The following is a 24,541-nucleotide window of genomic DNA, read 5'->3' as shown; positions in this document are numbered from 1 at the left end:
AAATCCATCCAGAAAGGATGGATTCAGCGTGTCGATAGTTTATCGACACGCTGACAGATGCCGAAAAAGGAAGTTAGATTTTCTGCAATCGCTTTCGCCTAGGTACAAAGGTACGGTAGAGAGCGATTGCGGAAAAAGCAAGCAATGGCGCCGGTTTCTCGATGAATCCGGCGTCATTTTCTGCAAAAGTTTCTGTTTTATGAAAAAGAAACGTATTTTATTTTTTCATTTTGCTTGCGGTATAACGACTTTTTCGACAGTCTGAAATCCATCCAGAAAGGATGGATTCAGCGTGTCGATAGTTTATCGACACGCTGACAGATGCCGAAAAAGGAAGTTAGATTTTCTGCAATCGCTTTCGCCTAGGTACAAAGGTACGGTAGAGAGCGATTGCGGAAAAAGCAAGCAATGGCGCCGGTTTCTCGATGAATCCGGCGTCATTTTCTGCAAAAGTTTCTGTTTTATGAAAAAGAAACGTATTTTATTTTTTCATTTTGCTTGCGGTATAACGACTTTTTCGACAGTCTGAAATCCATCCAGAAAGGATGGATTGTTATTCTTCCAAAATGCTTTTCAGAAGGGAAAGGGCGTGTTCCTTGCCTTGCTTGGATATTTTATAATAGGTCCATTTTCCCTCTTTGCGCCAATCCACCACACCGGAATCACAAAGGATTTTCATATGATGGGAAAGGGTGGGCTGGGTCACATTCAGCTCCTGCAAGAGTTTGCAGGCACATTTTTCACCGGATTTGAGCATATGAAGGATCTGCAGCCTGTTTTCATCACAAAAAGCCTTAAATACAGCCGCTGTTTTTTCGTTTTCTGATTTCATGCCGCCACCTCATATAGAAATTTATCTATCTATATTATATGCACATAGCTGCATTTTGTCAAGGTTTTTTTATTTTCCTTCAATCAGCATGGTATCCATCTGTTCGGGGGTCACGCCGTTTTTTTTGCCGTATGCAATCCAGTAGTTAGTGGACGCCTTAAGAAACACAGATTTGAAAATGGGCATGGTGACAGAAAAGGTCCGGTTTTTGCCGCTGGTGACTGCGGCGGCAAATTTTTTCATTTTCCGTTTGAGGAAAAATTGAAACGGCGTGTCTAAAATGGCTTCGCCGGAACCGATTTTTAAAACGGCGCCAAAGGGATAGCCATGTCTTTTGCAAAAGAGTTCCAGCATGGAAACAGCTATATCGTTCTGCCGAGGTTCGAAGAAGCCGCAGTTGATCAGCACCGAAACCACCGGTTTTTGGCTGGGAGGATTTTGCTCCAGCGTTTTTAGAAAATGGAGCAGCGTAACCGGCAGGCCGTCTGCATACAGCGGGAAGACAATTACCATTTTAGAAAACTGTTCCATCTGCTCACAGATCTTTTCATGGTTTGTTTTGGAAAGGGGAAAGTACACCGTTTCCTCCTGACAGTACTCGGAAAAAATTTCCCCGTACCGCTTGGAATTGGACCTTGGGGCCCGTGGACTTGCGTTTACAATTAAGACTGCCATTTTTTCACCTCATTTTCTACGGCGTTCTCCAAGCCGTTTTCGTCTGTAAAGAGAACAGAATATTCCGCAAAATTCATATTTCGGGCATTTCTGTCAATCAGCCTGCGAAACAGCGCCTGTTCCTGACTGTCCTGTGTTCCATAGGCCAAAATCACCGCTTTTTTTGGCGCCACCGCCCGCTGGACATGATGGGTTTCTCCGCAGTGCAGGCGGATGAATGCTTTTTGAATGGGAATGGCCCGCTCCAGCATGGTTTTCATCACCGTGTCATAGCCGCCGCAAAAGACGCGGCTGACATAAAGCACCGTATCGCTTTTTGCTATCAAAGGATAGACTTTCACCGCGTCATCACGAATGACACAGCAGCCGGGTGTCTTGGTCCAGCAGCCAAAACACCCGATGCAGTTTGCAATATTTAACCCGGACAAATCCACATAGGTCACGCCTTCGGGAACCGAAAGGCGGAGCGGTCTATCGCTGAGAATTAATTTCATAGTATTCACCGGCTTTCCTCCAGTATTTTCTTTAGTGTATCATAGATTCCCAAAAAATATAAGAGGAAAATGAAAAAAATTTTAAAAATTAGATTCCGGCAAGGCAAGCACCCTGTATAAAAAGGAAATTGCATCGTCCATGGAAAGGCCGTCATGGCCTTTTTCCGGCTCATAGTGCAAAATCACTTCTATATCATTGTATTCCCCAATATCCCGAAGATTTTCCGCCCTTTTTAAAAAGGGCACCAGCTGGGCTGTATTATCCGCTCTTGAGCACAGATTGACATGCAGATAAATTTTAGGCACATAACCATGCTTTTCAAAAGCGTCAGGCACTGAAAACTGCTCAGGATAGCGCAGGGCATCGCTGATATTATCAAACGCAAAGGAAATGATAGAATCCAGGGCTTCTTTATAAATCCAGTTGCGGGCGTCCAGCTGGGCATTGTCGGCCACCACCTTGGCTCCCCGCAGGAAGATACCGGACATTAAGGAGAGAAAACCGCCGGCAGAAGTACCATAAATCACCGTATCCTCTAAGGCAATTCCCATTTTGGCAATAATTTTTTTAAGGATTTTACAGGAATTTTTGAGATAGTGGTTCTCGTTTTTCCCGATCCCCCAGCCAAGCTGGAGAAAACCATTGAGATATATGGTAGGATCCATGCAGAACACGGCAGAGGTTTTCAGCTGTTTTGCCCAGCTGTGCCGCTGGAATACCGGCACTTTGACATCACCGCCGGGAATGGCGCCGTTGTGAAAGACAATCAGCTTGTCGTTTTCGTTTCTGCGATGGATCAGAAATTCATAGGGAACCCGGTCTTTGATGACCCGAAGTACATACATTTGTTCCCGCTCTATTTGATACGTATCCAGCTCATAATCATGAATGGTAACTTCCGGATAGGGAAGTTTTTTTATTTTTGTATTCTGCTCTTTTGCGGCCATAGCAGTTTTAATCAGAGCAACGGTTTTTTCCGTTTCGGTTTTCCAATCATATTCTTCCCCAATGGAAAAGCTTTCCCGATAACCGTCATATTGATTCAGGTACTGAATTAAAACGGAGGCCAGCGCATCTTCATCATAGGGGATCAGGCTGCCGCAGTCATATTTATCAATCAATTCCTTTGCCACCCCCACATCGGTCGAAATAATCGGAGTATGGAGCATAACGCTTTCCACCAGCGCCAGGCTGAAGCCCTCACTGAGAGAGGTCAGCACCGTAGCAACGCTGTTTTTAATATAAGGATAGGGGTTATCAATAAACCCTAAAATTTTAACATGCTGTGTTAGCCCGTGCGCCTCGATATATTGGGTAAGGTTTTCCCGCTCTTCCCCGTCGCCCAGGAGATAGATCATAAAGTCATCCCGCTGCTCCTTCACCTTTGCGGCGGCTTTTAAAAGGAGCATCTGATTTTTGTTATAGTCCAGCCTGCCAAGGGTGGTAAACAGCTTCTGCTCGGGCAGTTCTACGGTTTCCTGGCTCAGCAGGTTGATTTTTTCACGGTTGACCGAATTGGAAATTTTAAATACATTGTCCGTAATGCCAAACAGCTCTGCCAGGGTCTGCTGCACCACATCCGAGATCACCGCAATGGCATCAAAGCTTTTGAGCACATTTGCCTGCATTTCGTATTCCTGCTTTGTCTGCCGGTACTGCGGGGTATCTTCCGGAAACTGCTGATAATTCAGTTCCTGCATATCGCCCCGGATCCAGAGCACCTTCGCCCCGCATTTGAGGTAAGACGCCAGATAGGAAGGCGCATTGTGGTTACAGGCTATGACACAGTCATAGCTGTCCGGAATCCGGCGGTTAAATTCCAGCGGACTGCCAAGCAGCCGGTAATAGTTTTCCAGGGCAGTTTTTTCGTCAAAATTTTCTGCCGTATAATCAATGAGCGGGTCCAGTATTTTGATACTGCTGTCAAATATGGTGGTCTTTGCGTATTGAAAAAGCGGCAGGATATGGATTTCATATTGTTCTTTATCCATACGGTTTAAGACATCGGCCAGAGATTTTTCCGTGCCGTAGCCGTAAGAAACACTCCATGTTATAAATAATAATTTTTTCATGCTACCACCCATAACAGGATATGCATAGAAGAAAAAACGGTGTCATATTTTGTCCATTTTTGGTTCCAGATGCCAAATTTTTTCATATTGTGATAGGGAAGGAGGTGAAAATCATGAACCAAAAGCATAACATGAATCTCGCCGACAAGTTTTTGATTGCAATGATGCTCATACTTTTTTTACAGTCGGCTTATACACTGTTCGTAAACCCGCCAATGTCCCAAATTAAAAATACGGTTGATATTGTTATCCGCACCTCAGCTGCCGGCATTTTTGGTTATTTTATCAGCAGTAATTTTATGAAAAACGGAGAATCCGCTTCTGCCGCGTCCCAATCAACCCCGTCGGGAACAGAACCTGTCCCTGTGCCGCAGGGAAATACGGAACAGGCAGCACAGGCGAAAGACCCCATCGGTTTTATTCCGCCATCGGTGCCAGACGGAGGGGCAGGCCCAGACAATGCGGGAGCAGGCAATCCCAATCCGATACCGGTCAATATACCAGGCGGCCAGCCCTCGCCGACATTTCCTGCCAGTCAAAGGATAAAGCAAGAGGCAACCCCCTCTGCACTGGCAAACCAGCCCTCCATCCAGCAGCCGCAGGGAGCGGGGAAAGGAGTAGAAACCACTTCTGTTACTGTAGCCCAGCCAGGCCCACCGGATTTTGTTCCGGCGCCGCCAGAAACAGATGCAACATCCGGTAGCAGCAGCAAATTTCAAATTATGATAGTGTCGGGGATCAGTATTTCCTCCCTGCTGCTTTTGCTGTTCCTCAGGAACTTCTGGGATATACCGGATAGCGCCGCGCCTATAATATCTCAGCTGCGGGACTTTGTATCCGCCGGCATCGGATTTCTAATCAGCCGGATCCGCGGCAGTTGATTCCTGCTTTATCTGCCGGCAAAACCTCCATTTGACCAATCAAAAAACGGCGCCGGATTCAGCGAGAATCCGGTGCCATTGCTTTCCTTTTCCGGAAAGACGAAAAAAATACCGGGCAAAGTATTTTGCATCTGATTTTCCCTGCACTTGTGGCTGCAAACACATGCTTTACCTTTTTTTTTGCATAAAAAACGGCAAAAAATCTGCGCCGGGCAGACGGCATGCAGAGAAAAATCAAACAGACACAAAAAAACCAGAGCATGATACAGGGATTTAAGGAAAAATACTCCCAAAATTAAAAATCTTAATTTTTGTCTTTCTCTTTGCATATTCAAGCGTCTTTGCAGCTCCGCCAAAAGAACGATTCACATAGGCAATCAAATAATCAAAACAATCAACCATATACTGATTGCATTTTAAAATTCGGAATTTTACAGGTGTGTGCTCCGGCATGTTTGCAATCGTTATCGTATCATAATTTTTGTAAAACATCTCTTTATAATCCCGGATACTCTTTGTAATATAAGGTAAAATCAGTTCCAGTTTGATGTACGGATATTTTTCTTTTAATTTTCTAACCGTCCGCGCCGCCAGAGCATCAAAGCTTCCATAATTACCTATCCAAAAAAATTTAACATTTTTTTCTATGATGAGTTTCTCACATTTGTCATACAAAAATTTCTGTAATCTGACATCTCTGTAAATATCCTTATGTCCTGCAAAGCAACATCTTTTTTCTGTCATAAAAACAACTCCTTACATATGATTAGTGATATATAGACCATAATAGTATAACACACTTTTTCAAAAAGTGATATATCACTAACAAAAATTTTTATAGTGATATATCATCATATAAAAATGGGAGGTTGCTATGGGTATATATGATGTTGTAGTAGATAGAATAATAACATTATGCAAAGAACAAGAAATTACACCAAATGGGCTAAGCTATATATCTGGTGTATCACAGTCAACCATAAAAAGCATACTAAACGGCGAAAGTAAAAATCCAGGAATTGTAACAATTAAAAAACTATGTGACGGATTTAATATAAGTATATGCGATTTTTTTAATACAAAAGAGTTTCAAAATTTAGAACAGGAAATGAAATAAATATAAAAAGTATCGTTTCTTCTTACAGATTATCTCTGCCATAATATATCTCGTATTCTGCAAAGCAACATCTTTTTTTGTCAATGCGCTGTCCTCCAAAAATAGTTTATATTTGGTTTTTTGACCCCAACGATTGCCATAGCGCCTGTTTTATTGTCTCGCTTTCGGTGTAACGATTTTTTCGACAGACTGAAAATGGCGCCGGATTCATTGAGAATCCGGCGCCGTTTTGTTCAGTACAGCGTCCAGCCTTTTTCTTTGTATTCTTCCACATGGTCTAAAAAAACAGAAAAAGCTTTTCCCTCCGTATCCCGCATGATAACGGTAACGGCATAAAAGTCATTGCTCCAGCCGGCCCGGAGATACTCCTCCTCCCGTGCCCGCATGACCACCTTACTGCTGCCATCGGTTTTCCAGAGGGTTACAACCACCTCGTTAAAATTAGGCGACCAGCCCTCTTCAATATAAGCAAGGGAATCCTCCGGCGCAATGCGAAGCATCCGTCCATCGGTGCTGTAGATAGTCAAAAGACCATCCTCCGCCTCCGGCGGAATCGTAAAACCGCCGAAAATACAAACGCACAAAATTCCTGTCACCAAGGAAGCAAGCAGTTTTCGAAGCAGTTTCATGTATCTCCCTCCTTTTGACCTCCTGGTCAAATTTCGAATACCGGGCTTAGGCTATCCCCCGGCGCGACAAAAAGCTCCATATCCCTGCCCGGCATAATTCCGGCATTTTGGAGGATATTCATTACAGTTTGAAACGCCAGCCTGGGATAATTATTTTCTGGGCTGAGATGTCCCAGCATAATCCGCCGGGTACCCATTTTCACCAAAAATTCAGCGGCTTTTCCCGCGTCGTCGTTAGAAAGATGTCCCTGACTGCCCCGAATCCGCTGTTTGAGCGGCCAGGGATAGCTGCCCATCTCCAGCATATTCTTATCGTGGTTGGATTCCAAAAGCACCGCATCGCTGCCTTTTAAGGAACGGAACAATTCTTCTTCTAAAATTCCAATATCAGTAGCCACCGCCATTTTTTTCCCGCCGCTTAAGAGGGTATATCCCACCGGATCGGCGGCGTCATGGGAGATGGAAAAAGGTGTAATATCCATATCCCCCAAGGAAAAGGAGTCCGTATGTACAAAACTGCGCCTGTTTTCGGGAGCGATCTTCCCCAGGCTCTGCTCCATAGCGGCCCATGTTTTCTCATTGGCATAGACCGGGAGATGGTATCTGCGGCTCAAGATGCCCACCCCGGCAATATGATCCCGGTGTTCATGGGTAATAAGGACAGCGTCCAAGCTTTCCGGGTCTACCCCTGCCTGCCGCAGCCCGGTTTCGGCCAGTCTGCCGCTGATACCGCAGTCAATAAGAATTCTGGTACGGGAAGTACAGGCCAAAACTGCATTGCCTCTGCTCCCGCTTCGAATCGCACACAATTTCATAATATCACCTTTGTTTTGTATAAGAAACTTTTCGTCAAGCCGCTGTCCGTGTATGAAACACAAACCCGGTTTTTACTGCCGCAATAAAAGAAAAAACGGGAAGCCGAAACGCAGGCGCTTCCAACCCCCCATAAGTATCTAAAGGACCGCAGTTTTCATAGGCCCGGCTTTTTTTTCATTGGAACGGCGGGTAATCTGCGCGCCCAAAATCCGGAGCTTCTCAGTCAACCCTTCGTAACCGCGGTCAATATATTTCAGGTTATAGATTTCGGTCACGCCATGGGCCATCAGCCCGGCAATTACCAAAGCCGCACCGGCTCTTAAATCGGTAGCAGAAACCGGAGCGCCGGTCAGATAAGGACAGCCTTCCACCGTAGCGATTCTTCCCTCTACCGAAATATTGGCTCCCATCCGGTTCAGCTCACCCACATATTTAAAGCGATTATCCCAAACGTTTTCGGTCACAATACTGGTACCCTTTGCAACAGAAAGGAGGGTCAGCATCTGTGGCTGCAGGTCGGTGGGGAACCCGGGATGGGGCTGGGTTTTCACGTTTGCGGCTTTCAAGGTCGGATTCTTGGTATAAATCCGGATAGCGTCGTCAAATTCTTCAACTCCAACACCCATTTCTTCCAGTTTGGCGGAAAGGGCTTCCATATGTTCAGGTATAATGTTGGTTACGATAACATCGCCAGAGGTTGCGGCGGCGGCAATCATAAAGGTACCTGCCTCGATCTGGTCAGGTATTACGCTGAAGCTTCCGCCGTGCAGGGAATCCACACCCTTGATTTTAATCACGTCCGTCCCTGCGCCCTTAATGTTGGCGCCCATACAGTTCAGGAAATTTGCCACATCCACAATGTGCGGCTCTTTGGCGGCGCTGTCAATCACCGTCACGCCCTCAGCAAAGACGGCGGCCAGCATAATATTAATGGTAGCGCCCACCGAGACAACATCAAGGTAAATGTGATCTCCCACCAGCTTGTCCGCACAGAGCTCCACCATACCATGCTCCCGCGTGACAGTAGCGCCCAGCGCCTCAAAACCCTTGATATGCTGGTCAATGGGGCGAACACCAAAGTCACAGCCGCCGGGCATAGCAACCCGGGCCTTTTTGAATCGGCCCAAAAGTGCGCCCATTAAATAAGAGGACGCCCGAATTTTGCGAACAATTTCATATTCGGCCTCATAGCTACTAAGCTCGGTACAGTCCACTTCGACCACACTTTTTTCCACAAAATGGGCTTTGCCGCCCATATTATTTATAATTTCAATTAAAACGTCAATGTCACTGACATGGGGAACGTTATCAATCAGGCATTTTCCCTTCACCATCATGGCGGCAACTAAGATAGCGACAGCAGAGTTTTTGGCGCCGCTGATTTCCACAGAACCTTCCAGCTTGGCCCCGCCAAGTATCACCATTTTTTCCATGTCTATGCCTCCGTAAAATTTCTTAAATCGTAAAATTAAAAATATATGAAAAATAAGCTAACTTAATCATTATAACAATAAACCCGGCAAAAAGCAAGGCGTAATTAAGGAAATACTGCAAAAAGGTCAAGCAAAAAAAGCCAGTTTCAAAATACGCATACAAACTGACCGGATTTTTATTGTCGATTTCTTACATTTTAGCATATGGATATTACATTACAATTACATAAAACTTAAAAAACGACTAAAATTTTGAAATAAGGAAAAGAAAGGACACCAAATTGGAGGAAACGGCATAAAATAAAGGGAGGTGACGAATCATGGCAACAAAAATATTTATTGACGCAGGCCACGGCGGCACCGATCCCGGAGCCATCGGCAACGGGGTAATTGAACAGTATGTCAATTTGAACGTGGCCAACGAATTGGCACGGCTACTGCGGCAGGGCGGATATTCGGTGATGCAGTACCGAACAACGCCCACGGAGAATGTACTTCCAGGAAAAAATGACGATTTGCGGAACCGAGCTGCCATGGCAAATGACTGGGGGGCAGACTATTTTATCAGTATTCATACCAACAGCTCGCCCAACCCGGCGGCCAATGGCTTTGAAGCGTATGTTTACCGTCTGGGAACAACTGCGGAGAAACTTGGGCAGTCCATCGTAGATTCTATGGTACGCCAGCTTGGATCCAAGGATAACGGGGTACGGCAGGCAAATTTTGCAGTACTGCGAAGAACCAGAATGCCGGCGGTTCTGCTGGAGCTGGGATATTTGAGTAATCCCACAGAAGCGCTGAATTTGTACAGTCCAGCATGGCAGAAAGCGGCTGCCAAAGCCATTTATGACGGCATTTACAATTTTGTAAAGCCCTAAGCATACCTTTTCAAAAAAACGGATGACTGAAAAACACTTTTTTCAGTGATCCGTTTTTTCATTTGCACAGCAGATTTTATTTATACCAAAATCTGATTGAGGGGCTTTGCCGTAATTTTTAAAAAGAGCTTTACAAAAATTCCAGTCAGAAGCGCGGCAATAATGGTTCCTTCCCGCGTTCCTTCAATTTTAAAATGGAAGAAAACCAGAGAGAGAAGAACTGCTGCCAGTACACAAAAAACATCAAAAAAGATTTTCAGATTTCCAAAATTCTTCCGGGTAGCATCCGCCAAGGCTTTGACAAAAGCTTCCCCTGAATTCATAATCACATTGGCAATGACGGAAAGAGAAATACCAAATGCCAAAACCATGGTCCCCCCAACCACGAGGATCAACCGCAGTAAATAGAAATCAGAGCGGATAAAACTGACCATCCACATTCCAAAATCTGTAAAATATCCGAATAAAAAAGAAACTGGAATCTGCAGCAGCTGAATCCACTGAAATTTGCTTTTTAAAATCAGCATTTGTCCCGCAATGAGAATACAATTCCAGATGATCAGCCAGTTTCCCAATGTTAAAGAGGTCACTCTAAGACTCATAATATTTGCCACCGAAGAAATAGGCGATACCCCAAGTCCACCTTTTTTGGTGATAGCCACCCCCAAAGCAGAAATAAACAAACTGATAATAAACAACAGATACCTCTTTACAAACTCCTTTGTTTTTCTTTTTTCGATTTTCATATATTTCCTTCTTTCTTTTATAAATTGACACTGTAACACAACAAAAAGCCATCTCCCGCATGGCAGAGGAGACGGCCTTTTAAAATATCGGCAGATAACTGAACGATTCTTTTTTAAAATGTCATTTCCATACCGTCATAGGATACCCAAAATCCCTCCTTCTGTGCGATCTCGGAAAAGGTATCATATAAAACATTTTCACCGTTATGAGAGAAATGGTTTAAAACACAAATGGTACTGCTGTCCGCAAGACCAAGTCTTACCATTTTTTTCCGCATATCTATACATCTTTGCAGATTCATATGACCGACATACTGCATTGGCGCTGTTCCTGCCGTACAATCAAAAGAAATGAAATCGATTTTTTTTCCAAATTTTTTTAAACAGTTCCAGCTTTCCTCAATAAAGTCACTGGTATCATGGGCATACAGCAGACTTTTGCCGTCTTTTTCTATCAAATACACTACCGGAGAGGACCAGGAATCATGGCTGGCCCGGATTGGCATAACAAAATAACCTTCGGTTTCAAAAGACACAAAAGGGGTAATCAAAACATTTTTAACAACATTTTCTTCAATATGCACTTTTTCTATAGCCTGCCGCAAAAGACTGTAGGCGCTTTCGTCCCCATAAAAGGTAAGCGGCTCCTTATTTTCGATATGCGCATAATCATCCTTGCGCATCTCAATCTCAATGGGATAGAGATGATCCGAATGGGAATGGGTAATGAGACAAGCCTTTATCTTTGACAAAGGAAATTTTTCTTTAAGAAAATGAGCATAGGTATCGGCAGGAAAATCAATTAATAAGGTTTCGTCTATCAATGCCTGGCTTCTGGTGCGGATGTTTCTGCCTCCCAGTTCCATAGCTTTGCGGCATATCTCACACTGACAAAAAATTGCCGGTATACCTTCTGCCGCCGCGGTTCCCAAATATTTGATTTTCATATTCCGCCTCCTTTATCGTCACATTCTCAAGAGATGATCATTGAATATAACATGTTAAGAAGCCTTTCTGATGCGGAAAATAAATCTTCCCTTTTTTTCTCCAAAACGGCCAGCAGTACAGCTTCTTATTTTATTTTATCACAGAATAAAAATATCGTCAATACCAATGTCATTCACGACCATCATCAAATTATATAACGCTTTATCTGAAAAGTTTATAAAAGAACGAAGGAAGGCATTATACAATATAGATGCCATGTTATATTTTTTTTGTTCCCGCAAAACCGCAGATTTTATGAAAAGAAGGAACGGCAGTCGATCAAGTAAAGCCGTATTTTTATAAAAAACGGCAAGCCTTTTGGCTTGCCGCGACGTGGTGGAGCATAGGGGACTTGAACCCCTGACCCCCACACTGCCAGTGTGATGCGCTCCCAACTGCGCTAATGCCCCACATCAAATTGGAGCAGGCGATGGGAATCGAACCCACAACCTCAGCTTGGGAAGCTGATGTTTTGCCACTAAACTACGCCTGCGCTTCCCGGCAAAATTTTTCTGCCGGATTCAAACATGGTAGAGACAGTAGGACTTGAACCTACGACCTTTCGCATGTGAAGCGAACGCTCTAACCAGCTGAGCTATGCCTCCATACCCGTTCGCCGATTCTGCGGCGAAACATCCAAAAATTCCGAATGTGACAATGAAAACATTATAGCACTTCTTGTTTTGGATGTCAAGGGCGGGGTGAAATTTTTATCTGTTTTCATTTTTTAAACAAAGAGGATAGGAAAAATGAACCGACCTCCCAATCGTTAGATTTTGGTCTAACGCAAGGTCACATCAAAATTCCTATCCTCTCTCTCTTTTTTTTAGATGTAGTCAACAATCAGGATTTGCTTTTCCGGTCTCATCAGCGGCAAATCATTTTCGTCCCAAAGCATCAGTTTGACCTGATACCGTTCATCTAAATATAATTTTTTTTCAAAGTGCATAGTGACGGCTTCCTGTCCTGCTTCCACATATTTCTGCTCTATTCCAATCAGACATCCCATGTTATCATAAACCGCAAAATATAAGGTAGCCGGTACAATGAGGTTTTTTATGGAAATAGGAGCCACAATTATTTCGCCTTGATAGGATACCTCAACGAATCGTGCCAAATTTTCCTCCTGCACTTCATATTGATAGTGCCATACAGCATTTTCAAACATTTCGTTTCCGGAATCAATTTGCATTTCCTCTTTATCTGCTTCACTTCCTATATAATACACATCACTTAGAGAAGAACAACCGGAAAATGTATCATCTCCAATGGTTTTCATGCGATACGATATGGTGATTTCTTTCAGGGCAGTGCATTGAGAGAACGCACGGTTTCCTATTTTTGTAACGCTATCTGGGATGACAATACTTTCTAAAGACTTACATTGATAAAACGCATTGTTTTTGATTTCTTTAACACTATCCGGAATGTTTATGGTTTTTAAGGAGCTATTGTAATCAAAAACACAGCTTTCTATCACTGTAAGCCGATTGCTTAATGTTACTTCTTCCAATTTTTCACAACAAGAAAACGCAAAAGCACCCACACTGGTGACGCTGTTCGGAATGATAATACGCTTTAAAGAGGTACAGTTAAAAAAAGCATCCTCCCCAATGGTTTTAAGATTGCTGCCCAATTTCACCTCCGATAAAGCCGTACAGCCTTCAAACGCAGAGGAGGCAATGGATTTTGTGCTGTCTGGAATAACTATTTCCTTTAAAGCAGAACAGTAGGAAAATGCATCATCTGAAATAGAAAGCAAACCCGTTCCAAAATGCACCGTTTCCAGATTTTCACATTCGGAAAAGGCCAAAATTTGAATAGATTGGACACTCGGAAGGGTCACACTTTTAAGAGTGGGACATTGATAAAAAGCTTGCCTGGAAATGCTGATCACTCCGTTTGGAATTTCATAGGAAGCGTTGGTTTTTCCTATCGGATAATAGATCAATTCCGTCCCGTCTTTGCTGAACAATACTCCATCCATGGAGGAAAAATTTCCATTTTCACTGTCTACCTCAATTTTTTTCAAAGAGGAACAGCCCTCAAAAATTCCATAACTAAAATCCGAAAGTCCCTTTCCAAAGGAAATTTCCGTTAATGCACTGCACCCAACAAATGCTCTCCCGTTAATGGTTTTAATACTGTCCGGAATGGTGATGCGGGTAATCTCCTGATGATTCATAAATAATCCTGGTCCAATCCCGCTGACGGTAAAACCATCAATTTCGGAGGGAATTACAATTTCACTTTCTTGATCTCCATAGTATCTGCTAAGATAGACCTCATTGTTCTGTCTATTAAAATCATAATCATATAATGCCGACGCACTGACCAAACAAGGCAAAAATAACAATCCCAAAAGAAAAATAAACCCCACTAAAAACACATTACAATACTTTTTTATCATCCCGCTGTCCCTCCCATTCAAAAATATTTTTTATTATACCACAAAAAATAAAAAATTTCAATAAAAAATTCTATATCGTATGTGCTTCCCAGCGCTTTCCCAGATACCGAACTGTAAAGAGGACAGCACGCACCGCCCAGTCAATGGTCATAGCCACCCACACGCCAAACAGTCCCATATGGAAATACTGTCCCAAAAGATAGCTCATTCCGATTCTGAAAATCCACATGGAAGCAATGGAAACCACCATGGTAAACTTCACGTCGTTGGCGGCCCGCAGGGTGTTGGCAATCGAAAAAGACAGAGGCCATATAAAAATACACATGGTTCCATGATACAACAGAATTTGTCTTGCGTATTCTTCTGTAATATCAGAAAGATTGTACGCCCGCAGAATCAGCGGCAAAAGGAAAAAGATAAGGATATTGGTAAGAAGCATACATCCATAAGCAATATAAAGAAGCTTACGGTTATAATACCGCGCCTGTTTATAATCCCCGGCGCCCACACACCGGGAAATAACAGTAATCAGCGCCAGACCAACCGCCATACCCGGCAGGCACTGGAAGGTAGCGACATTATTTCCTACCGCGTTTGCGGCGATAGAAGCCGTTCCAAAACTGGATACCAAGCTTAAAACCAAAATTTTTCCAAGCTGAAACATGCTGTTTTCCAAACCATTGGGAACGCCAATATACAAAATCTTTTTGATAAAAGTAAATTCCGGTTTTAATACCACAGGGGTAGAGGTATGTAAAATCAATTTCGGGTTACGGATTAAAATATAAATAATGATAGCAGCAGTAATACGGGAAATTAAAGTAGGGATTGCAGCGCCAGCAACTCCCATTTTCATTCCATAAATCATAATGGCGTTTCCTGTAATATTAACGCCATTCATAATTAGAGAAGTAAACATGGAAATTTTAGAATTTCCCATAGTCCGAAACAGAGCGGCGCCGCTGTTATAAAGAGCAATAAAAGGAATGGAAGCCGTCACAATCATAATGTAGGTATTTGCCTGCTGCATGACATCCGGTTCAATTTTTCCAAAAACGGTGCCAAGAATCCAGCTTTTTAAAAAATAAACCAAAATCATGACCAAAACCGCCGCGCCTGTGGTAAAAAGCAGCAGCTGATCGGCGGCCATACAGGCCCGTTTTTGCTGCCGCTTGCCCAGAAACTGACCGCAAACCACCGCACCGCCGGTAGCAAGCGCGGCAAAAATATTGATAAGCAGAATGTTAACAGAATCCACCAAAGATACAGCAGAAACCGCGGATTCACCCACTGCCGCAATCATAATGGTATCCGCCATTCCCACTGTCACAGCCAAAAGCTGTTCGATGACCAAAGGAATGATCAGCTTGAGTAAATCATGATTGCTAAATAAATATCCTTTTCTTTCAAGATCCTGCATGCCTCTCCTCCCTTTCTTTTCAAGCAACAATAATACAGTATAAACCCGATAGAAAAAAAGTGCAACCGGAAATATCACCAAAAATCAAAAAACTTTGTTTTGATTTCTGCACTCCCTGCGGAAGCTGGCAGGTGAAATTCCTTCCAAACGTTTAAATACCCGGCTGAAATAAAAAATATCAGAAAATCCCACTGCCTCAGCGACATCCGATACCAAAAGACCATCGCCAAGCAGCTGCTTTGCCTTAAAAATCCGAAGAGAAATCAAATATTCTATGGGTGGTTTTCCGGTTACCTCTTTAAACACCGCAGAAAAATGGGACGGACTGAGCCCAGCAGTTTTGGCTAACAAAGCAAGGCTTATTTTTTCCATATAATGTATACTCATATATTTTACCGCCTTGTTCGCCTTGTCCCGATTGGTATAGCTGATGCTTCCGCTGTTTTGACAAAAGCAGGCAAGTTCTAAAATTTCGATCAATGTCTGGCGAAGCATCACCCTGCGCATACTTACTCCGGTAAGAAACAGCCGGCAAAGCCGCTCATAAAGCTGAATGAATCGGTTTTTGACCGCCTCATCTTCCAAAGATAATACAAATGGAAAAGGAAATAAAACTTTTTTTTGATTCCATTTTCCATTTTCAAAAACAGGAAAAAAGGTTTGAAAATTTACTGTATAAAGCTTTAAAAAATCCTTTTTATCGGTCTCCATATGCTGAAGACATCCGTCAGGAAAATAGACAAGATCCCCTGCTTTTACCTGCTTTTTTTTGCCGCTGCATGCAAATTCTCCTTTTCCTTCATAAATATATAAAAGATTATGATAGCCCACAAGATTAGTATGAAATCCCCACTGCGGTGTTGCTGTCCGATTATGTACATAAATAGGATTGACGTATAAATCATAAATAAAAGAAGTATCCATTGATTTTTCCTTTCTAAATCAGAAGATAGTACAAATTCATTATATGCTATATTCACAAAAATGTAAAGTTATTTTATAATGAGAAAAAAGGAGGATGATTATCATGTATCAGACATGGGCTGAAGAAACCATGAAACGAATTTTAAACAAATTAAACACTACCCTGCCAGAGATTGGAGCAGGGTTCCCCCACGCATGCAAAGATATGGTATATAACCAGGGAACCCCCCACTGGTGGACCAACGGCTTTTGGCCGGGTATGCTGTGGATAGCATACCAGCAGACCAAGGATGAAAAATTTCTAACCACCGCGCAAGAAATTGAAGAAAAAATGGACGTGGTACTTGACGAATACTATAACGTAGATCATGATGCAGGATTTCTCTGGATGCTGTCAGCCTGCGCTGACTATAAAATAACCGGCAATGAAGAATCTAGGCGCCGGTGCATGAAAGCGGCGGCGTTTTTGGCCTCTCGCTTTAATCTCAAAGGCAGCTTTATTCAGGCATGGAACCAGCCAAACGGATGGGCCATCATTGACTGCTGTATGAATTTAACTCTGCTCTACTGGGCTTCCAAAGCATTGGATAATCCACGTTTTCGTCACATTGCCCATGCACATGCCAGAACCGTCATTGAATATTTTGTAAGGAAAGACGGTTCTGTCAACCATGTTTTATCCTTTGATCCGGAAACCGGAGAATTTATTGAATCATTACACGGGCAGGCGGCTCGTCCCGATTCTGCCTGGTCACGCGGAACCGCCTGGGCGCTTTACGGCCTGCCGCTGAGCTACCGCGCAACCGGAGATACAGAGATTTTAGAGGCAGCAAAGCGGGTTGCCAACTTCTATCTTGCCAATCTTCCGGAAGATTATGTGGCGCACTGGGATTTCCGTGTTGCCCGCAATGCTGACACTCCCCGGGATTCTTCGGCGGCGGCCTGCGGCGCCTGCGGCCTGTTAGAGCTTTCTGACCATGTTTCAGATTTTGAAAAACCCCTTTACCGGGACGCGGCTTACCATATTTTAAAATCCCTGACCGACCATTATTCTAACTTTGATAACAAGAAACAGTGTATTTTAAATGAAGCAACAGAAAATTTTCCGTCAGGACAAAATATCAATGCAGGACTGATTTATGGCGATTACTTTTATGTGGAAGGCATCAGCCGCCTTATGGGAAACAAAGATATTTTCTGGTATGAATAAAATATAGGTCAGCTGACAGACGCCGAAAAAACAAGGAATGACATGTCAATGCTTATATATTGATAAGTAATGCTTTGAGCACATTCATAACAAAACATCAAACCGTTATACTATACAGTATAAGCATTTGTTATTGGGGGATATTTATGGTAACATACAATCCGGAAAATATAGAAATCGGCGCGCGCATACAAGAAATACGATTAAAAAAAAATGACCCAGGAGGATTTGGCAGAGAAAGCAGGCATTGGCTCTGCACAGCAAATCAGCAATATTGAGCGAGGGTTGGCTGGTTTTTCCGTTTCCAGACTAAAAAAGATATGCAAAGCGCTTGATATAGAAGCGGATTATTTATTATTTGGTATAACACCCAGCAATACAGAAACCATATTGCATCAATATCTTGAAAAAATGACACCCTCACAGATGGAAAATCTTTTGGAAATTGTAAAAGTCTATGCAAAATCCTGTGGAATTGAGGAATCATACCCTTTGGAAAAATCGATATATTGAAAACAGACGCCGGGATATTTGAATCCCGGCGTTTTCATTGGTTTTTCACACTTTCCCTGTGGATAAAATGTGGACGGACTGTGTGTATTTTTATAAACCATGCCATACTGTGGAAACTGTTGAAAGCAAAACAGGGTTATCCACCTGCTTTTCCTATGTACAAAAACCGCTTTGCTTCGCGACTTTCTCTGCTTTTCAACAATTTCCACACCCCCAACAACAGCGACAGCAACAATAAAAATATATATTATATTTTTTTTACAAAATAAGAAAAAAGTGCCGGCGCAAAATAGGAAAAGTACATTGACAATAAGGGAAAAAACCGTTATAATAAATCCGTTGGAAAAGGACGAAAAAACGGGAGAAAAAACCGTTATAAAATATATTATGAAACGCCGTCAAAAAGACGGCAAAGGGGGATTGAGGAAATGAAAATCAGTGTTTGTGTGGGAAGTTCCTGTCATCTTCGGGGCTCGTATGATATTATCAATCTGATGAAAGAAAATATTGAGAGCCGTCATCTGGAAGACAAGGTAGAATTGGCGGCGGCGTTTTGTCTTGGAAAGTGTACCGATGGAGTCAGTGTTAAAATTGATGATGAGATTGTGGTAGGCGTCAATAAGGAAAACTTTGATCAGATTTTTAAAGAACACGTATTAGATGTGCTGTGAGGGGATTGCTATGGAACCATGTTTGCAGCTGAAAAAATCAAATTGTAAAAACTGTTATAAATGCATTAGGTATTGTCCGGTGAAATCCATTCGATTTTCGGAGAATCAGGCGCATATCATTTCGGATGAGTGTATTCTCTGCGGCCGGTGCTATGTGAACTGCCCGCAGAACGCCAAACAAATTCGAAACGACGTGGGCAGGGCAAAAGAGATGATCGCGTCCGGAACACCGGTATATGTGAGCCTTGCGCCCAGTTTTGCAGGAAATTACAGGGTGAGCATTGACGCCATGGAAAAAGCGCTTCAAAAGCTGGGATTTGCCGCCGTGGAAGAAACTGCCATTGGCGCTACCATTGTGAAGAAAAGGTATGAAGAAATGGTGAAAAACCGGGAGCAGAAGGTGATTATTTCTTCCTGCTGTCATACGGTCAATTCCTTGGTACAGAAGAAATATCCCATTGCCCTTCAGTATCTTGCAAAGGTTTTATCGCCCATGCAGGCGCATTGCGCCAAAATGAAGACAGAGCATCCCGAGTGCCTGACCGTGTTTATCGGCCCCTGTCTTGCAAAAAAGGATGAGACCGACCACAGCAAAAATCTAGTGGATTTGGCGCTCACCTTTGAGGAACTTACCGCCTGGTTAAAAGAAGAAGAAATTACGCTTGATCAAAGCATGCCTGATACCAGAAAGCCCGCAAGGGCACGGTTGTTTCCTTCCTGCGGCGGAATTTTGGATTCTATGGATCTTGAAGAGGATTATACTTATATCGCGGTCGATGGGATTGAAAACTGCATGTCTGCTCTTGAAGATATTGAAAGCGGCAATTTAAATAACTGTTTTATTGAGATGTCAGCTTGCTCCGGAAGCTGTCTGGGCGGCCCTGCCATGGACAAAGAGAATATGCACCATCTGCAGGAGCTGGCGGCTCTCAAAAAGACGGCCAAAAAGGTAGATCATGACCTTTTGATGCCGGATAAGTCGGTACTTCACAAATCCATGCCCTTTGAGGGCAAGAGCAGGCAGATGCCGGGAAGCGCGGCCATTGAGGAAATTCTCAGAAAAATGGGTAAGCACAATAAGGATCAGGAGCTTAACTGCGGCAGCTGCGGCTATAACACCTGCCGGGAAAAGGCGGTTGCGGTGCTGGCTGGAAAAGCGGATCTTACCATGTGTCTGCCGTATTTAAAGGAAAAGGCGGAGTCTTTTTCAGATAAAATCATTAACAATACGCCAAATGGGATTATTGTGCTGAATGAGCAGCTGGAGCTGCAGCAGATGAATACGGCGGCGCAGGAGATCTTGAACATCAAAAATCAGGCGGAGTATCAGGGAGAGCCTGTGGTGCGGCTTTTGAACCCGGCGGATTATCTGCTTTGTATGACCGAGGGCAAAAATATTTATGAAAAGAAAAAATATCTTGATGAATATCAAAAATATGTAGAAGAAACGGTCATTTATGATAAAGAATACCATATTATCATGAGTATTATGAAGGATGTGACCGAGGAAGAAAAAATGCGGGAAAATAAGGAATCCCATAACCGTCAGGTGATAGAAATTACGGATAAAGTAGTAGAAAAGCAGATGCGTGTGGTACAGGAGATTGCATCCCTGCTGGGAGAGACCACGGCGGAGACCAAGATTGCCCTGACCAAGCTGAAGGAGACGCTGGCCGATGAAGAATAGATTATTTGCTGACGTTGGAACCCTTAGTTTAAACAAGCGGGGAGAACAGCTTTGCGGGGATATGGTGGAGATTATCCGGAAAGAAAACGCGGAACTGATTGTGGTTTTGGCAGATGGTTTGGGAAGCGGAGTGAAGGCAAATATTTTGTCTACCTTAACCTCAAAAATTATTTCTACCATGATTGCGGCGGGGCTGAGTGTGGATGAATGTGTATCCACCATTGCAGCGACACTTCCGGTGTGTCAGAAACGGGGCGTTGCCTATTCCACTTTTACCATTATGCGGTTTATCGAAAACCGGGAGGTGGAAATGATCCAGTTTGACAACCCCATGGTGATTCTGCTCCGAAACGGCAAACATTATGACTATCCGGTAACCAGCCGGGTGGTGGAGGGAAAGACCATTCATGAGACCCGGCTGACTCTGGAACTGAATGACGTATTTATTGCCATGAGTGACGGCGCCATCTATGCCGGGGTGGGGGAAGTCCTGAATTACGGCTGGCAGAGGGAAAATATTATAACCTTTATTGAAGAGCGGTATAACTGGACGCTGACCGCCAAGACCATTACCTCATTGATTTCGGATGAGTGTAACCGTTTGTATGCGGGCCGGCCGGGGGATGATACCACCATTACCACGGTGCAGATTAGAAAAAGGAAAACCTGTAATTTAATGATTGGACCGCCGGCGGACAAAAAAGACGATGCGGCGATGCTGTCTAAGTTCTTCTCAGAAGAGGGCAAACATATTGTATGCGGCGGGACGTCAAGCGCCATTGCCGCCCGTTATCTGGGCAAAGAGGTGATACCGGAGATGGATTATTTTGATCCTCATATTCCGCCTACTGCCAAAATTGAAGGGGTGGATCTGGTAACCGAAGGGGTCATCACCATCAGCCGTGTTTTGGAATATGCCAGAAATTATCTTGACAACAACAGCCTGTTTGAAGAGTGGGGCTATCACCAGGATGGGGCTTCTCAAATCGCAAGGCTTTTGTTTCAGGAGGCAACGGATGTGAATTTTTATGCGGGCCGTGCGATTAATTCTGCCCACCAGAATCCGGATCTTCCGATCACCTTTAGTATAAAGATGCGGCTGATTGAGGAGCTGACCGAGTGCCTGAAAAAAATGGGCAAAACGGTTACCATTGAGTATTACTGATTCAGGAGAGGTGTATTATGACAATAAAAAAATTTGATACCCAGGTACAGTATCTGGAATATAAGGTTTTGCGGGAGGTGGCCCGGCACGCGTGGGATGATACGCTGGTTGGCAGCTTTGACGCCATTGCCGGGAATATTGTGGGAGATAAACCCACCATGCGCTGCTGTATCTATAAAGAACGCGCTATTGTTGCCCAGCGGATTGATATGGCGTCGGGAGGGCATAAGGACAATCCCAATGTGATTGAAGTTTTGAATATTGCCTGTGACGGCTGCCCGGTAGGCGGCTATCAAGTAACGGATAACTGCCGGGGTTGTATTGCGCACCGCTGTGAGGACGCTTGTAAAAAGGGTGCTATCACCTTTGATGAAAATCAAAAAGCGCATATTGATAAAGAAAAATGCGTCAACTGCGGTATGTGCGCCAAGGTTTGTCCTTACAGCGCCATTAAGGATTATCAGCGTCCTTGTGTGGAGGCCTGCAAAATCGGCGCCATTGGAATGAATGAATATGATAAGTCTGCAAAGATTGACAACGAAAAATGTATCGCCTGCGGCGCCTGCGTGTATCAGTGTCCTTTTGGTGCGATTATGGATAAGTCCTATATCTTGGAAGTCATTGATATGATTAAAAAGAGTGAGAATAACACCAAGTATAAAGTATATGCGGTCATTGCGCCTTCTATTGCCTCTCAGTTTACCTATGACAGCTCTTTAAAGCTGGGACAGGTGGTCAGCGGAATCAAAGCGCTGGGTTTTCATAGTGTGGTAGAAGCGGCGCTGGGCGCGGATATGGTGGCATATAACGAAGCGGCAGAACTTGCAGAAAAGGGATTTTTGACCAGTTCCTGCTGTCCGGCTTTTGTATCTTATGTGCAAAAGGCATTTCCACAGCTGAAAGAGAATGTTTCGCATAATCTCTCTCCTATGGCAACCATTTCAAAGAAAATCAAAGAAATGGATCCAGAGGGAAAGGTGGTATTTATCGGCCCCTGTACGGCAAAGAAAATGGAGATTCGGCTGGATACGGTAAAACCTTATGTAGACAGCGCCCTGACTTTTGCAGAACTGCAGGCTTTAATTGACAGCCGGAATATTGATATGACTTCCTTAGAAGAAAGTCCGCTTGATAATGCGTCCTATTACGGCCGGATTTTTGCCCGGTGCGGCGGTCTTGCAGACGCGGTGGCAGAAGCACTGCTTGAGCAGGGTGTTACGGATTTCCAACTGGAAGGCATTTCCTGCGATGGAATTGAGGAATGCCGTATGGCACTGCTGAAAGCGTCAAAAGGTGTGCTTAAGGCCAACTTTATTGAAGGTATGGCTTGTGTGGGCGGATGTATCGGCGGCGCCGGCTGTTTGACCCATGGACCGAAAAATAAACTTGAAATTGATAAATATGGAAAAGAAGCCAAAGAAAAAAGCATCGAGGATGCCATCAAGCATTTTCGCTAAGAAAAAGATGCAAAAGAGCCGGTTATTTTTGCCGGCTCTTTTTTTGTTTACAAAGGATTTACAAACCGTTCATAAATAAGACGGCTTTTTTAAGTTAATTTTAAGGTTTCGCTCTTACAATAACAGCAGAAAGAGGTGATTGTCATGAAAATGCGGCATGAGTATAAGTATCCCATTAATTATATGGATTATCTTGTGCTGAAACAGCGGCTGGACGCGGTGATGAAAAAGGATCCTCATACCGGGAAAAACGGAATGTACCATATTAGAAGCCTGTATTTTGATACACCGGATGATAAAGCGCTGAAAGAAAAAATTGATGGAGTCAATAAACGGGAAAAGTTTCGAATCCGGTTTTATAATGGCAACGATAGTGTAATTCATCTTGAAAAAAAGAGTAAAATTAACGGTCTGTGTAATAAGAAATCCGTACCAATTACCCGGGAAGAAACCGAAAAAATTCTTGCAGGGGATATTTCCTGGATGGCAACGGAAACAGAAAGGCCGCTTCTTTCGGAGTTGTATTCCAAGATGAAGAGCCAGCTTTTGCAGCCAAAAACCCTGGTGGATTATGAAAGGATTCCCTATGTTTTTTCTGCGGGAAATGTAAGAATTACCATTGACAAAAATATCCGAACCGGGGTATATCAAAAAGATTTTTTTGATGTTTTTGTTCCCACGGTTTCCGCATCGGAAACGGTGCTTTTGGAGGTAAAGTATGATGCTTTCATTCCCCAGTTTATTTTAGATATTTTGCAGTTAAACAACCGGCGGACACAGGCATTTTCCAAATATGCGGCCTGCCGAATTTATGGATAATCAAAGTGTGAGGAGAAGATTATGAGCTTTCAGGATATATTTAAATCGAGTTTTTTGGAAAATGTAAGTGCGGTTACCATTCTTGATATGGTAATTGCGCTGGGTTTGGCGTTTGGTATTGGTATTTTTATCTTTTTAATTTATAAAAAGACCTTCCGCGGTGTGATGTATTCTTCCGGTTTTGGGGTAACCTTGATTGCCTTGACTATGATCAGTACTTTGGTCATTTTGGCGGTTACCAGTAACGTGGTACTGTCCCTTGGTATGGTTGGTGCGCTGTCTATTGTGCGTTTTCGTACCGCCATCAAAGAACCCCTTGACATTGCGTTTTTATTCTGGTCCATTGCGGTTGGTATTGTGCTTGCGGCGGGTATGATTCCCCTTGCGGTGTTCGGAAGCGTCTTTATCGGGCTGATCCTTTTGATTTTTGTCAATAAGAAAACCCGCGACACCCCATATATTATGGTATTGCAGTGCCGGGATCAGGCGGCGGAAACCGCTGTGACCGAATTTCTGAAGAATCATGTCAGCAAACTGATTGTGAAGAGTAAAACTGTTACCGATGACCACATTGAAATGAATTTTGAAATTAGACTAAAAGATGAAGATACCTCTTTTGTCAACAGCGCATCAAAGATTGAAGGTATCAGCTCTGCGGTTTTGGTCAGCTATAACGGCGATTATATGGGCTAAGATAGGATGAT

The 24,541-nt window shown here is 43.5% G+C and carries 24 protein-coding genes and 3 tRNA genes; 11 read left to right on the top strand and 16 right to left on the bottom strand.

Features of this window, described 5'->3' with window-relative positions; translation table 11 throughout:
- Positions 1 to 553 precede the first annotated feature (553 nt).
- The 4 genes from INF28_RS02130 to INF28_RS02115 all read right to left on the bottom strand — a co-directional run bounded on the left by INF28_RS02130 (position 554) and on the right by INF28_RS02115 (position 4,074).
- A complete protein-coding gene (locus tag INF28_RS02130) occupies positions 554 to 832 on the bottom strand; it encodes an ArsR/SmtB family transcription factor (RefSeq protein ID WP_226391826.1) in 279 nt (92 codons plus the stop codon).
- A 69-nt stretch (positions 833 to 901) separates the two neighbouring features.
- Complete coding sequence (locus INF28_RS02125; protein ID WP_226391825.1) at positions 902 to 1,507, bottom strand: hypothetical protein; 606 nt, start codon at positions 1,505 to 1,507, stop codon at positions 902 to 904.
- Complete coding sequence (locus tag INF28_RS02120) at positions 1,495 to 2,001, bottom strand: NAD(P)H-dependent oxidoreductase (protein WP_226391828.1); 507 nt, start codon at positions 1,999 to 2,001, stop codon at positions 1,495 to 1,497. Before INF28_RS02120 ends, INF28_RS02125 begins: the two co-directional genes overlap by 13 nt.
- A gap of 81 nt (positions 2,002 to 2,082) precedes the next feature.
- Entirely contained in the window at positions 2,083 to 4,074 is a 1,992-nt protein-coding gene (locus INF28_RS02115; protein WP_226391824.1) for a glycosyltransferase, read from the bottom strand.
- Between the two features lie 113 nt (positions 4,075 to 4,187).
- On the opposite strand from INF28_RS02115, the gene INF28_RS02110 reads away from it, so the two are divergent.
- On the top strand, positions 4,188 to 4,955 hold the full coding sequence (locus INF28_RS02110) for a hypothetical protein (RefSeq protein ID WP_226391823.1): 768 nt from the start codon (positions 4,188 to 4,190) through the stop codon (positions 4,953 to 4,955).
- Positions 4,956 to 5,228: 273 nt separating this feature from the next.
- Here the strand turns inward: INF28_RS02110 and INF28_RS02105 are convergent, their stop codons facing one another.
- A complete protein-coding gene (locus tag INF28_RS02105) occupies positions 5,229 to 5,699 on the bottom strand; it encodes an SLOG family protein (protein WP_226391822.1) in 471 nt (156 codons plus the stop codon).
- Between the two features lie 130 nt (positions 5,700 to 5,829).
- Between INF28_RS02105 and INF28_RS02100 the strand changes: the two genes are divergently transcribed.
- Positions 5,830 to 6,072 carry a helix-turn-helix transcriptional regulator gene (locus INF28_RS02100; protein ID WP_226391821.1) on the top strand — a complete coding sequence of 81 codons (243 nt, stop codon included), beginning with the start codon at positions 5,830 to 5,832 and terminating at the stop codon, positions 6,070 to 6,072.
- A gap of 233 nt (positions 6,073 to 6,305) precedes the next feature.
- Here the strand turns inward: INF28_RS02100 and INF28_RS02095 are convergent, their stop codons facing one another.
- The 3 genes from INF28_RS02095 to INF28_RS02085 all read right to left on the bottom strand — a co-directional run bounded on the left by INF28_RS02095 (position 6,306) and on the right by INF28_RS02085 (position 8,950).
- Positions 6,306 to 6,701 carry a hypothetical protein gene (locus tag INF28_RS02095; RefSeq protein WP_226391820.1) on the bottom strand — a complete coding sequence of 132 codons (396 nt, stop codon included), beginning with the start codon at positions 6,699 to 6,701 and terminating at the stop codon, positions 6,306 to 6,308.
- Between the two features lie 26 nt (positions 6,702 to 6,727).
- Positions 6,728 to 7,516, bottom strand: coding sequence for an MBL fold metallo-hydrolase (locus INF28_RS02090; protein ID WP_226391819.1), 789 nt, complete (start codon positions 7,514 to 7,516; stop codon positions 6,728 to 6,730).
- 138 nt (positions 7,517 to 7,654) lie between these two features.
- Entirely contained in the window at positions 7,655 to 8,950 is a 1,296-nt protein-coding gene (locus INF28_RS02085) for a UDP-N-acetylglucosamine 1-carboxyvinyltransferase (protein ID WP_226391818.1), read from the bottom strand.
- A gap of 320 nt (positions 8,951 to 9,270) precedes the next feature.
- On the opposite strand from INF28_RS02085, the gene INF28_RS02080 reads away from it, so the two are divergent.
- On the top strand, positions 9,271 to 9,828 hold the full coding sequence (locus tag INF28_RS02080; protein ID WP_226391817.1) for an N-acetylmuramoyl-L-alanine amidase family protein: 558 nt from the start codon (positions 9,271 to 9,273) through the stop codon (positions 9,826 to 9,828).
- Between the two features lie 80 nt (positions 9,829 to 9,908).
- On the opposite strand, the gene INF28_RS02075 is transcribed toward INF28_RS02080, so the two are convergent.
- From INF28_RS02075 to INF28_RS02040, 8 genes are all read right to left on the bottom strand, one after another.
- Complete coding sequence (locus INF28_RS02075; RefSeq protein WP_226391816.1) at positions 9,909 to 10,574, bottom strand: YczE/YyaS/YitT family protein; 666 nt, start codon at positions 10,572 to 10,574, stop codon at positions 9,909 to 9,911.
- Positions 10,575 to 10,687: 113 nt separating this feature from the next.
- Positions 10,688 to 11,521: an MBL fold metallo-hydrolase gene (locus INF28_RS02070; RefSeq protein WP_226391815.1), complete on the bottom strand. Its 834-nt coding sequence runs from the start codon at positions 11,519 to 11,521 to the stop codon at positions 10,688 to 10,690.
- Positions 11,522 to 11,895: 374 nt separating this feature from the next.
- Positions 11,896 to 11,971: transfer RNA gene (locus INF28_RS02065), tRNA-Ala, on the bottom strand.
- A gap of 9 nt (positions 11,972 to 11,980) precedes the next feature.
- Positions 11,981 to 12,054: transfer RNA gene (locus INF28_RS02060), tRNA-Gly, on the bottom strand.
- Between the two features lie 35 nt (positions 12,055 to 12,089).
- Positions 12,090 to 12,166 (bottom strand) — tRNA-Val (locus tag INF28_RS02055).
- A 221-nt stretch (positions 12,167 to 12,387) separates the two neighbouring features.
- Complete coding sequence (locus INF28_RS02050; RefSeq protein ID WP_226391814.1) at positions 12,388 to 13,971, bottom strand: leucine-rich repeat domain-containing protein; 1,584 nt, start codon at positions 13,969 to 13,971, stop codon at positions 12,388 to 12,390.
- A 70-nt stretch (positions 13,972 to 14,041) separates the two neighbouring features.
- On the bottom strand, positions 14,042 to 15,391 hold the full coding sequence (locus INF28_RS02045) for an MATE family efflux transporter (protein ID WP_226391813.1): 1,350 nt from the start codon (positions 15,389 to 15,391) through the stop codon (positions 14,042 to 14,044).
- Positions 15,392 to 15,475: 84 nt separating this feature from the next.
- Positions 15,476 to 16,315, bottom strand: a complete 840-nt coding sequence (locus INF28_RS02040; protein ID WP_226391812.1) for an AraC family transcriptional regulator — start codon at positions 16,313 to 16,315, stop codon at positions 15,476 to 15,478.
- 103 nt (positions 16,316 to 16,418) lie between these two features.
- On the opposite strand from INF28_RS02040, the gene INF28_RS02035 reads away from it, so the two are divergent.
- The 8 genes from INF28_RS02035 (at position 16,419) to INF28_RS02000 (ending at position 24,530) form a co-directional block, all read left to right on the top strand.
- The gene (locus INF28_RS02035) at positions 16,419 to 17,525 is read left to right on the top strand and encodes a glycoside hydrolase family 88 protein (RefSeq protein WP_226391811.1); all 1,107 of its coding nucleotides are present in this window, start codon (positions 16,419 to 16,421) and stop codon (positions 17,523 to 17,525) included.
- A gap of 213 nt (positions 17,526 to 17,738) precedes the next feature.
- Positions 17,739 to 18,038 carry a helix-turn-helix domain-containing protein gene (locus tag INF28_RS02030; RefSeq protein WP_226391810.1) on the top strand — a complete coding sequence of 100 codons (300 nt, stop codon included), beginning with the start codon at positions 17,739 to 17,741 and terminating at the stop codon, positions 18,036 to 18,038.
- 428 nt (positions 18,039 to 18,466) lie between these two features.
- Positions 18,467 to 18,709, top strand: a complete 243-nt coding sequence (locus INF28_RS02025; protein WP_226391809.1) for a (2Fe-2S) ferredoxin domain-containing protein — start codon at positions 18,467 to 18,469, stop codon at positions 18,707 to 18,709.
- Between the two features lie 10 nt (positions 18,710 to 18,719).
- The gene (locus INF28_RS02020) at positions 18,720 to 20,396 is read left to right on the top strand and encodes a [Fe-Fe] hydrogenase large subunit C-terminal domain-containing protein (RefSeq protein WP_226391808.1); all 1,677 of its coding nucleotides are present in this window, start codon (positions 18,720 to 18,722) and stop codon (positions 20,394 to 20,396) included.
- Complete coding sequence (locus tag INF28_RS02015; RefSeq protein ID WP_226391807.1) at positions 20,386 to 21,561, top strand: SpoIIE family protein phosphatase; 1,176 nt, start codon at positions 20,386 to 20,388, stop codon at positions 21,559 to 21,561. The genes INF28_RS02020 and INF28_RS02015 overlap by 11 nt, the downstream gene beginning before the upstream one ends.
- A gap of 17 nt (positions 21,562 to 21,578) precedes the next feature.
- Complete coding sequence (locus INF28_RS02010; RefSeq protein WP_226391806.1) at positions 21,579 to 23,018, top strand: 4Fe-4S dicluster domain-containing protein; 1,440 nt, start codon at positions 21,579 to 21,581, stop codon at positions 23,016 to 23,018.
- A gap of 144 nt (positions 23,019 to 23,162) precedes the next feature.
- Positions 23,163 to 23,837 (top strand): polyphosphate polymerase domain-containing protein, encoded by a 675-nt coding sequence (locus INF28_RS02005; protein WP_226391805.1) that lies wholly within the window; start codon positions 23,163 to 23,165, stop codon positions 23,835 to 23,837.
- Positions 23,838 to 23,858: 21 nt separating this feature from the next.
- Complete coding sequence (locus INF28_RS02000) at positions 23,859 to 24,530, top strand: DUF4956 domain-containing protein (RefSeq protein WP_226391804.1); 672 nt, start codon at positions 23,859 to 23,861, stop codon at positions 24,528 to 24,530.
- Positions 24,531 to 24,541: the final 11 nt, after the last annotated feature.

Source organism: Ructibacterium gallinarum (assembly GCF_014982785.1).
GTDB classification, from domain to species: Bacteria; Bacillota; Clostridia; order Monoglobales; family Monoglobaceae; genus Ructibacterium; species Ructibacterium gallinarum.
Note: the sequence above shows the minus strand (reverse complement) of the source record. Positions and strands in the feature narration are given on the sequence as shown.

Bases quoted from the DNA above. Each gene is read 5' to 3' on its own strand.
- INF28_RS02120 (WP_226391828.1), bottom strand. From the start codon at position 2,001: ATGAAATTAATTCTCAGCGATAGACCGCTCCGCCTTTCGGTTCCCGAA.
- INF28_RS02075 (WP_226391816.1), bottom strand. From the start codon at position 10,574: ATGAAAATCGAAAAAAGAAAAACAAAGGAGTTTGTAAAGAGGTATCTG.
- INF28_RS02095 (WP_226391820.1), bottom strand. From the start codon at position 6,701: ATGAAACTGCTTCGAAAACTGCTTGCTTCCTTGGTGACAGGAATTTTG.
- INF28_RS02115 (WP_226391824.1), bottom strand. From the start codon at position 4,074: ATGAAAAAATTATTATTTATAACATGGAGTGTTTCTTACGGCTACGGC.
- INF28_RS02050 (WP_226391814.1), bottom strand. From the start codon at position 13,971: ATGATAAAAAAGTATTGTAATGTGTTTTTAGTGGGGTTTATTTTTCTT.
- INF28_RS02045 (WP_226391813.1), bottom strand. From the start codon at position 15,391: ATGCAGGATCTTGAAAGAAAAGGATATTTATTTAGCAATCATGATTTA.
- INF28_RS02080 (WP_226391817.1), top strand. From the start codon at position 9,271: ATGGCAACAAAAATATTTATTGACGCAGGCCACGGCGGCACCGATCCC.
- INF28_RS02110 (WP_226391823.1), top strand. From the start codon at position 4,188: ATGAACCAAAAGCATAACATGAATCTCGCCGACAAGTTTTTGATTGCA.
- INF28_RS02000 (WP_226391804.1), top strand. From the start codon at position 23,859: ATGAGCTTTCAGGATATATTTAAATCGAGTTTTTTGGAAAATGTAAGT.
- INF28_RS02040 (WP_226391812.1), bottom strand. From the start codon at position 16,315: ATGGATACTTCTTTTATTTATGATTTATACGTCAATCCTATTTATGTA.
- INF28_RS02010 (WP_226391806.1), top strand. From the start codon at position 21,579: ATGACAATAAAAAAATTTGATACCCAGGTACAGTATCTGGAATATAAG.
- INF28_RS02100 (WP_226391821.1), top strand. From the start codon at position 5,830: ATGGGTATATATGATGTTGTAGTAGATAGAATAATAACATTATGCAAA.
- INF28_RS02025 (WP_226391809.1), top strand. From the start codon at position 18,467: ATGAAAATCAGTGTTTGTGTGGGAAGTTCCTGTCATCTTCGGGGCTCG.
- INF28_RS02125 (WP_226391825.1), bottom strand. From the start codon at position 1,507: ATGGCAGTCTTAATTGTAAACGCAAGTCCACGGGCCCCAAGGTCCAAT.
- INF28_RS02035 (WP_226391811.1), top strand. From the start codon at position 16,419: ATGTATCAGACATGGGCTGAAGAAACCATGAAACGAATTTTAAACAAA.
- INF28_RS02105 (WP_226391822.1), bottom strand. From the start codon at position 5,699: ATGACAGAAAAAAGATGTTGCTTTGCAGGACATAAGGATATTTACAGA.
- INF28_RS02030 (WP_226391810.1), top strand. From the start codon at position 17,739: ATGACCCAGGAGGATTTGGCAGAGAAAGCAGGCATTGGCTCTGCACAG.
- INF28_RS02015 (WP_226391807.1), top strand. From the start codon at position 20,386: ATGAAGAATAGATTATTTGCTGACGTTGGAACCCTTAGTTTAAACAAG.
- INF28_RS02130 (WP_226391826.1), bottom strand. From the start codon at position 832: ATGAAATCAGAAAACGAAAAAACAGCGGCTGTATTTAAGGCTTTTTGT.
- INF28_RS02005 (WP_226391805.1), top strand. From the start codon at position 23,163: ATGAAAATGCGGCATGAGTATAAGTATCCCATTAATTATATGGATTAT.
- INF28_RS02070 (WP_226391815.1), bottom strand. From the start codon at position 11,521: ATGAAAATCAAATATTTGGGAACCGCGGCGGCAGAAGGTATACCGGCA.
- INF28_RS02090 (WP_226391819.1), bottom strand. From the start codon at position 7,516: ATGAAATTGTGTGCGATTCGAAGCGGGAGCAGAGGCAATGCAGTTTTG.
- INF28_RS02020 (WP_226391808.1), top strand. From the start codon at position 18,720: ATGGAACCATGTTTGCAGCTGAAAAAATCAAATTGTAAAAACTGTTAT.
- INF28_RS02085 (WP_226391818.1), bottom strand. From the start codon at position 8,950: ATGGAAAAAATGGTGATACTTGGCGGGGCCAAGCTGGAAGGTTCTGTG.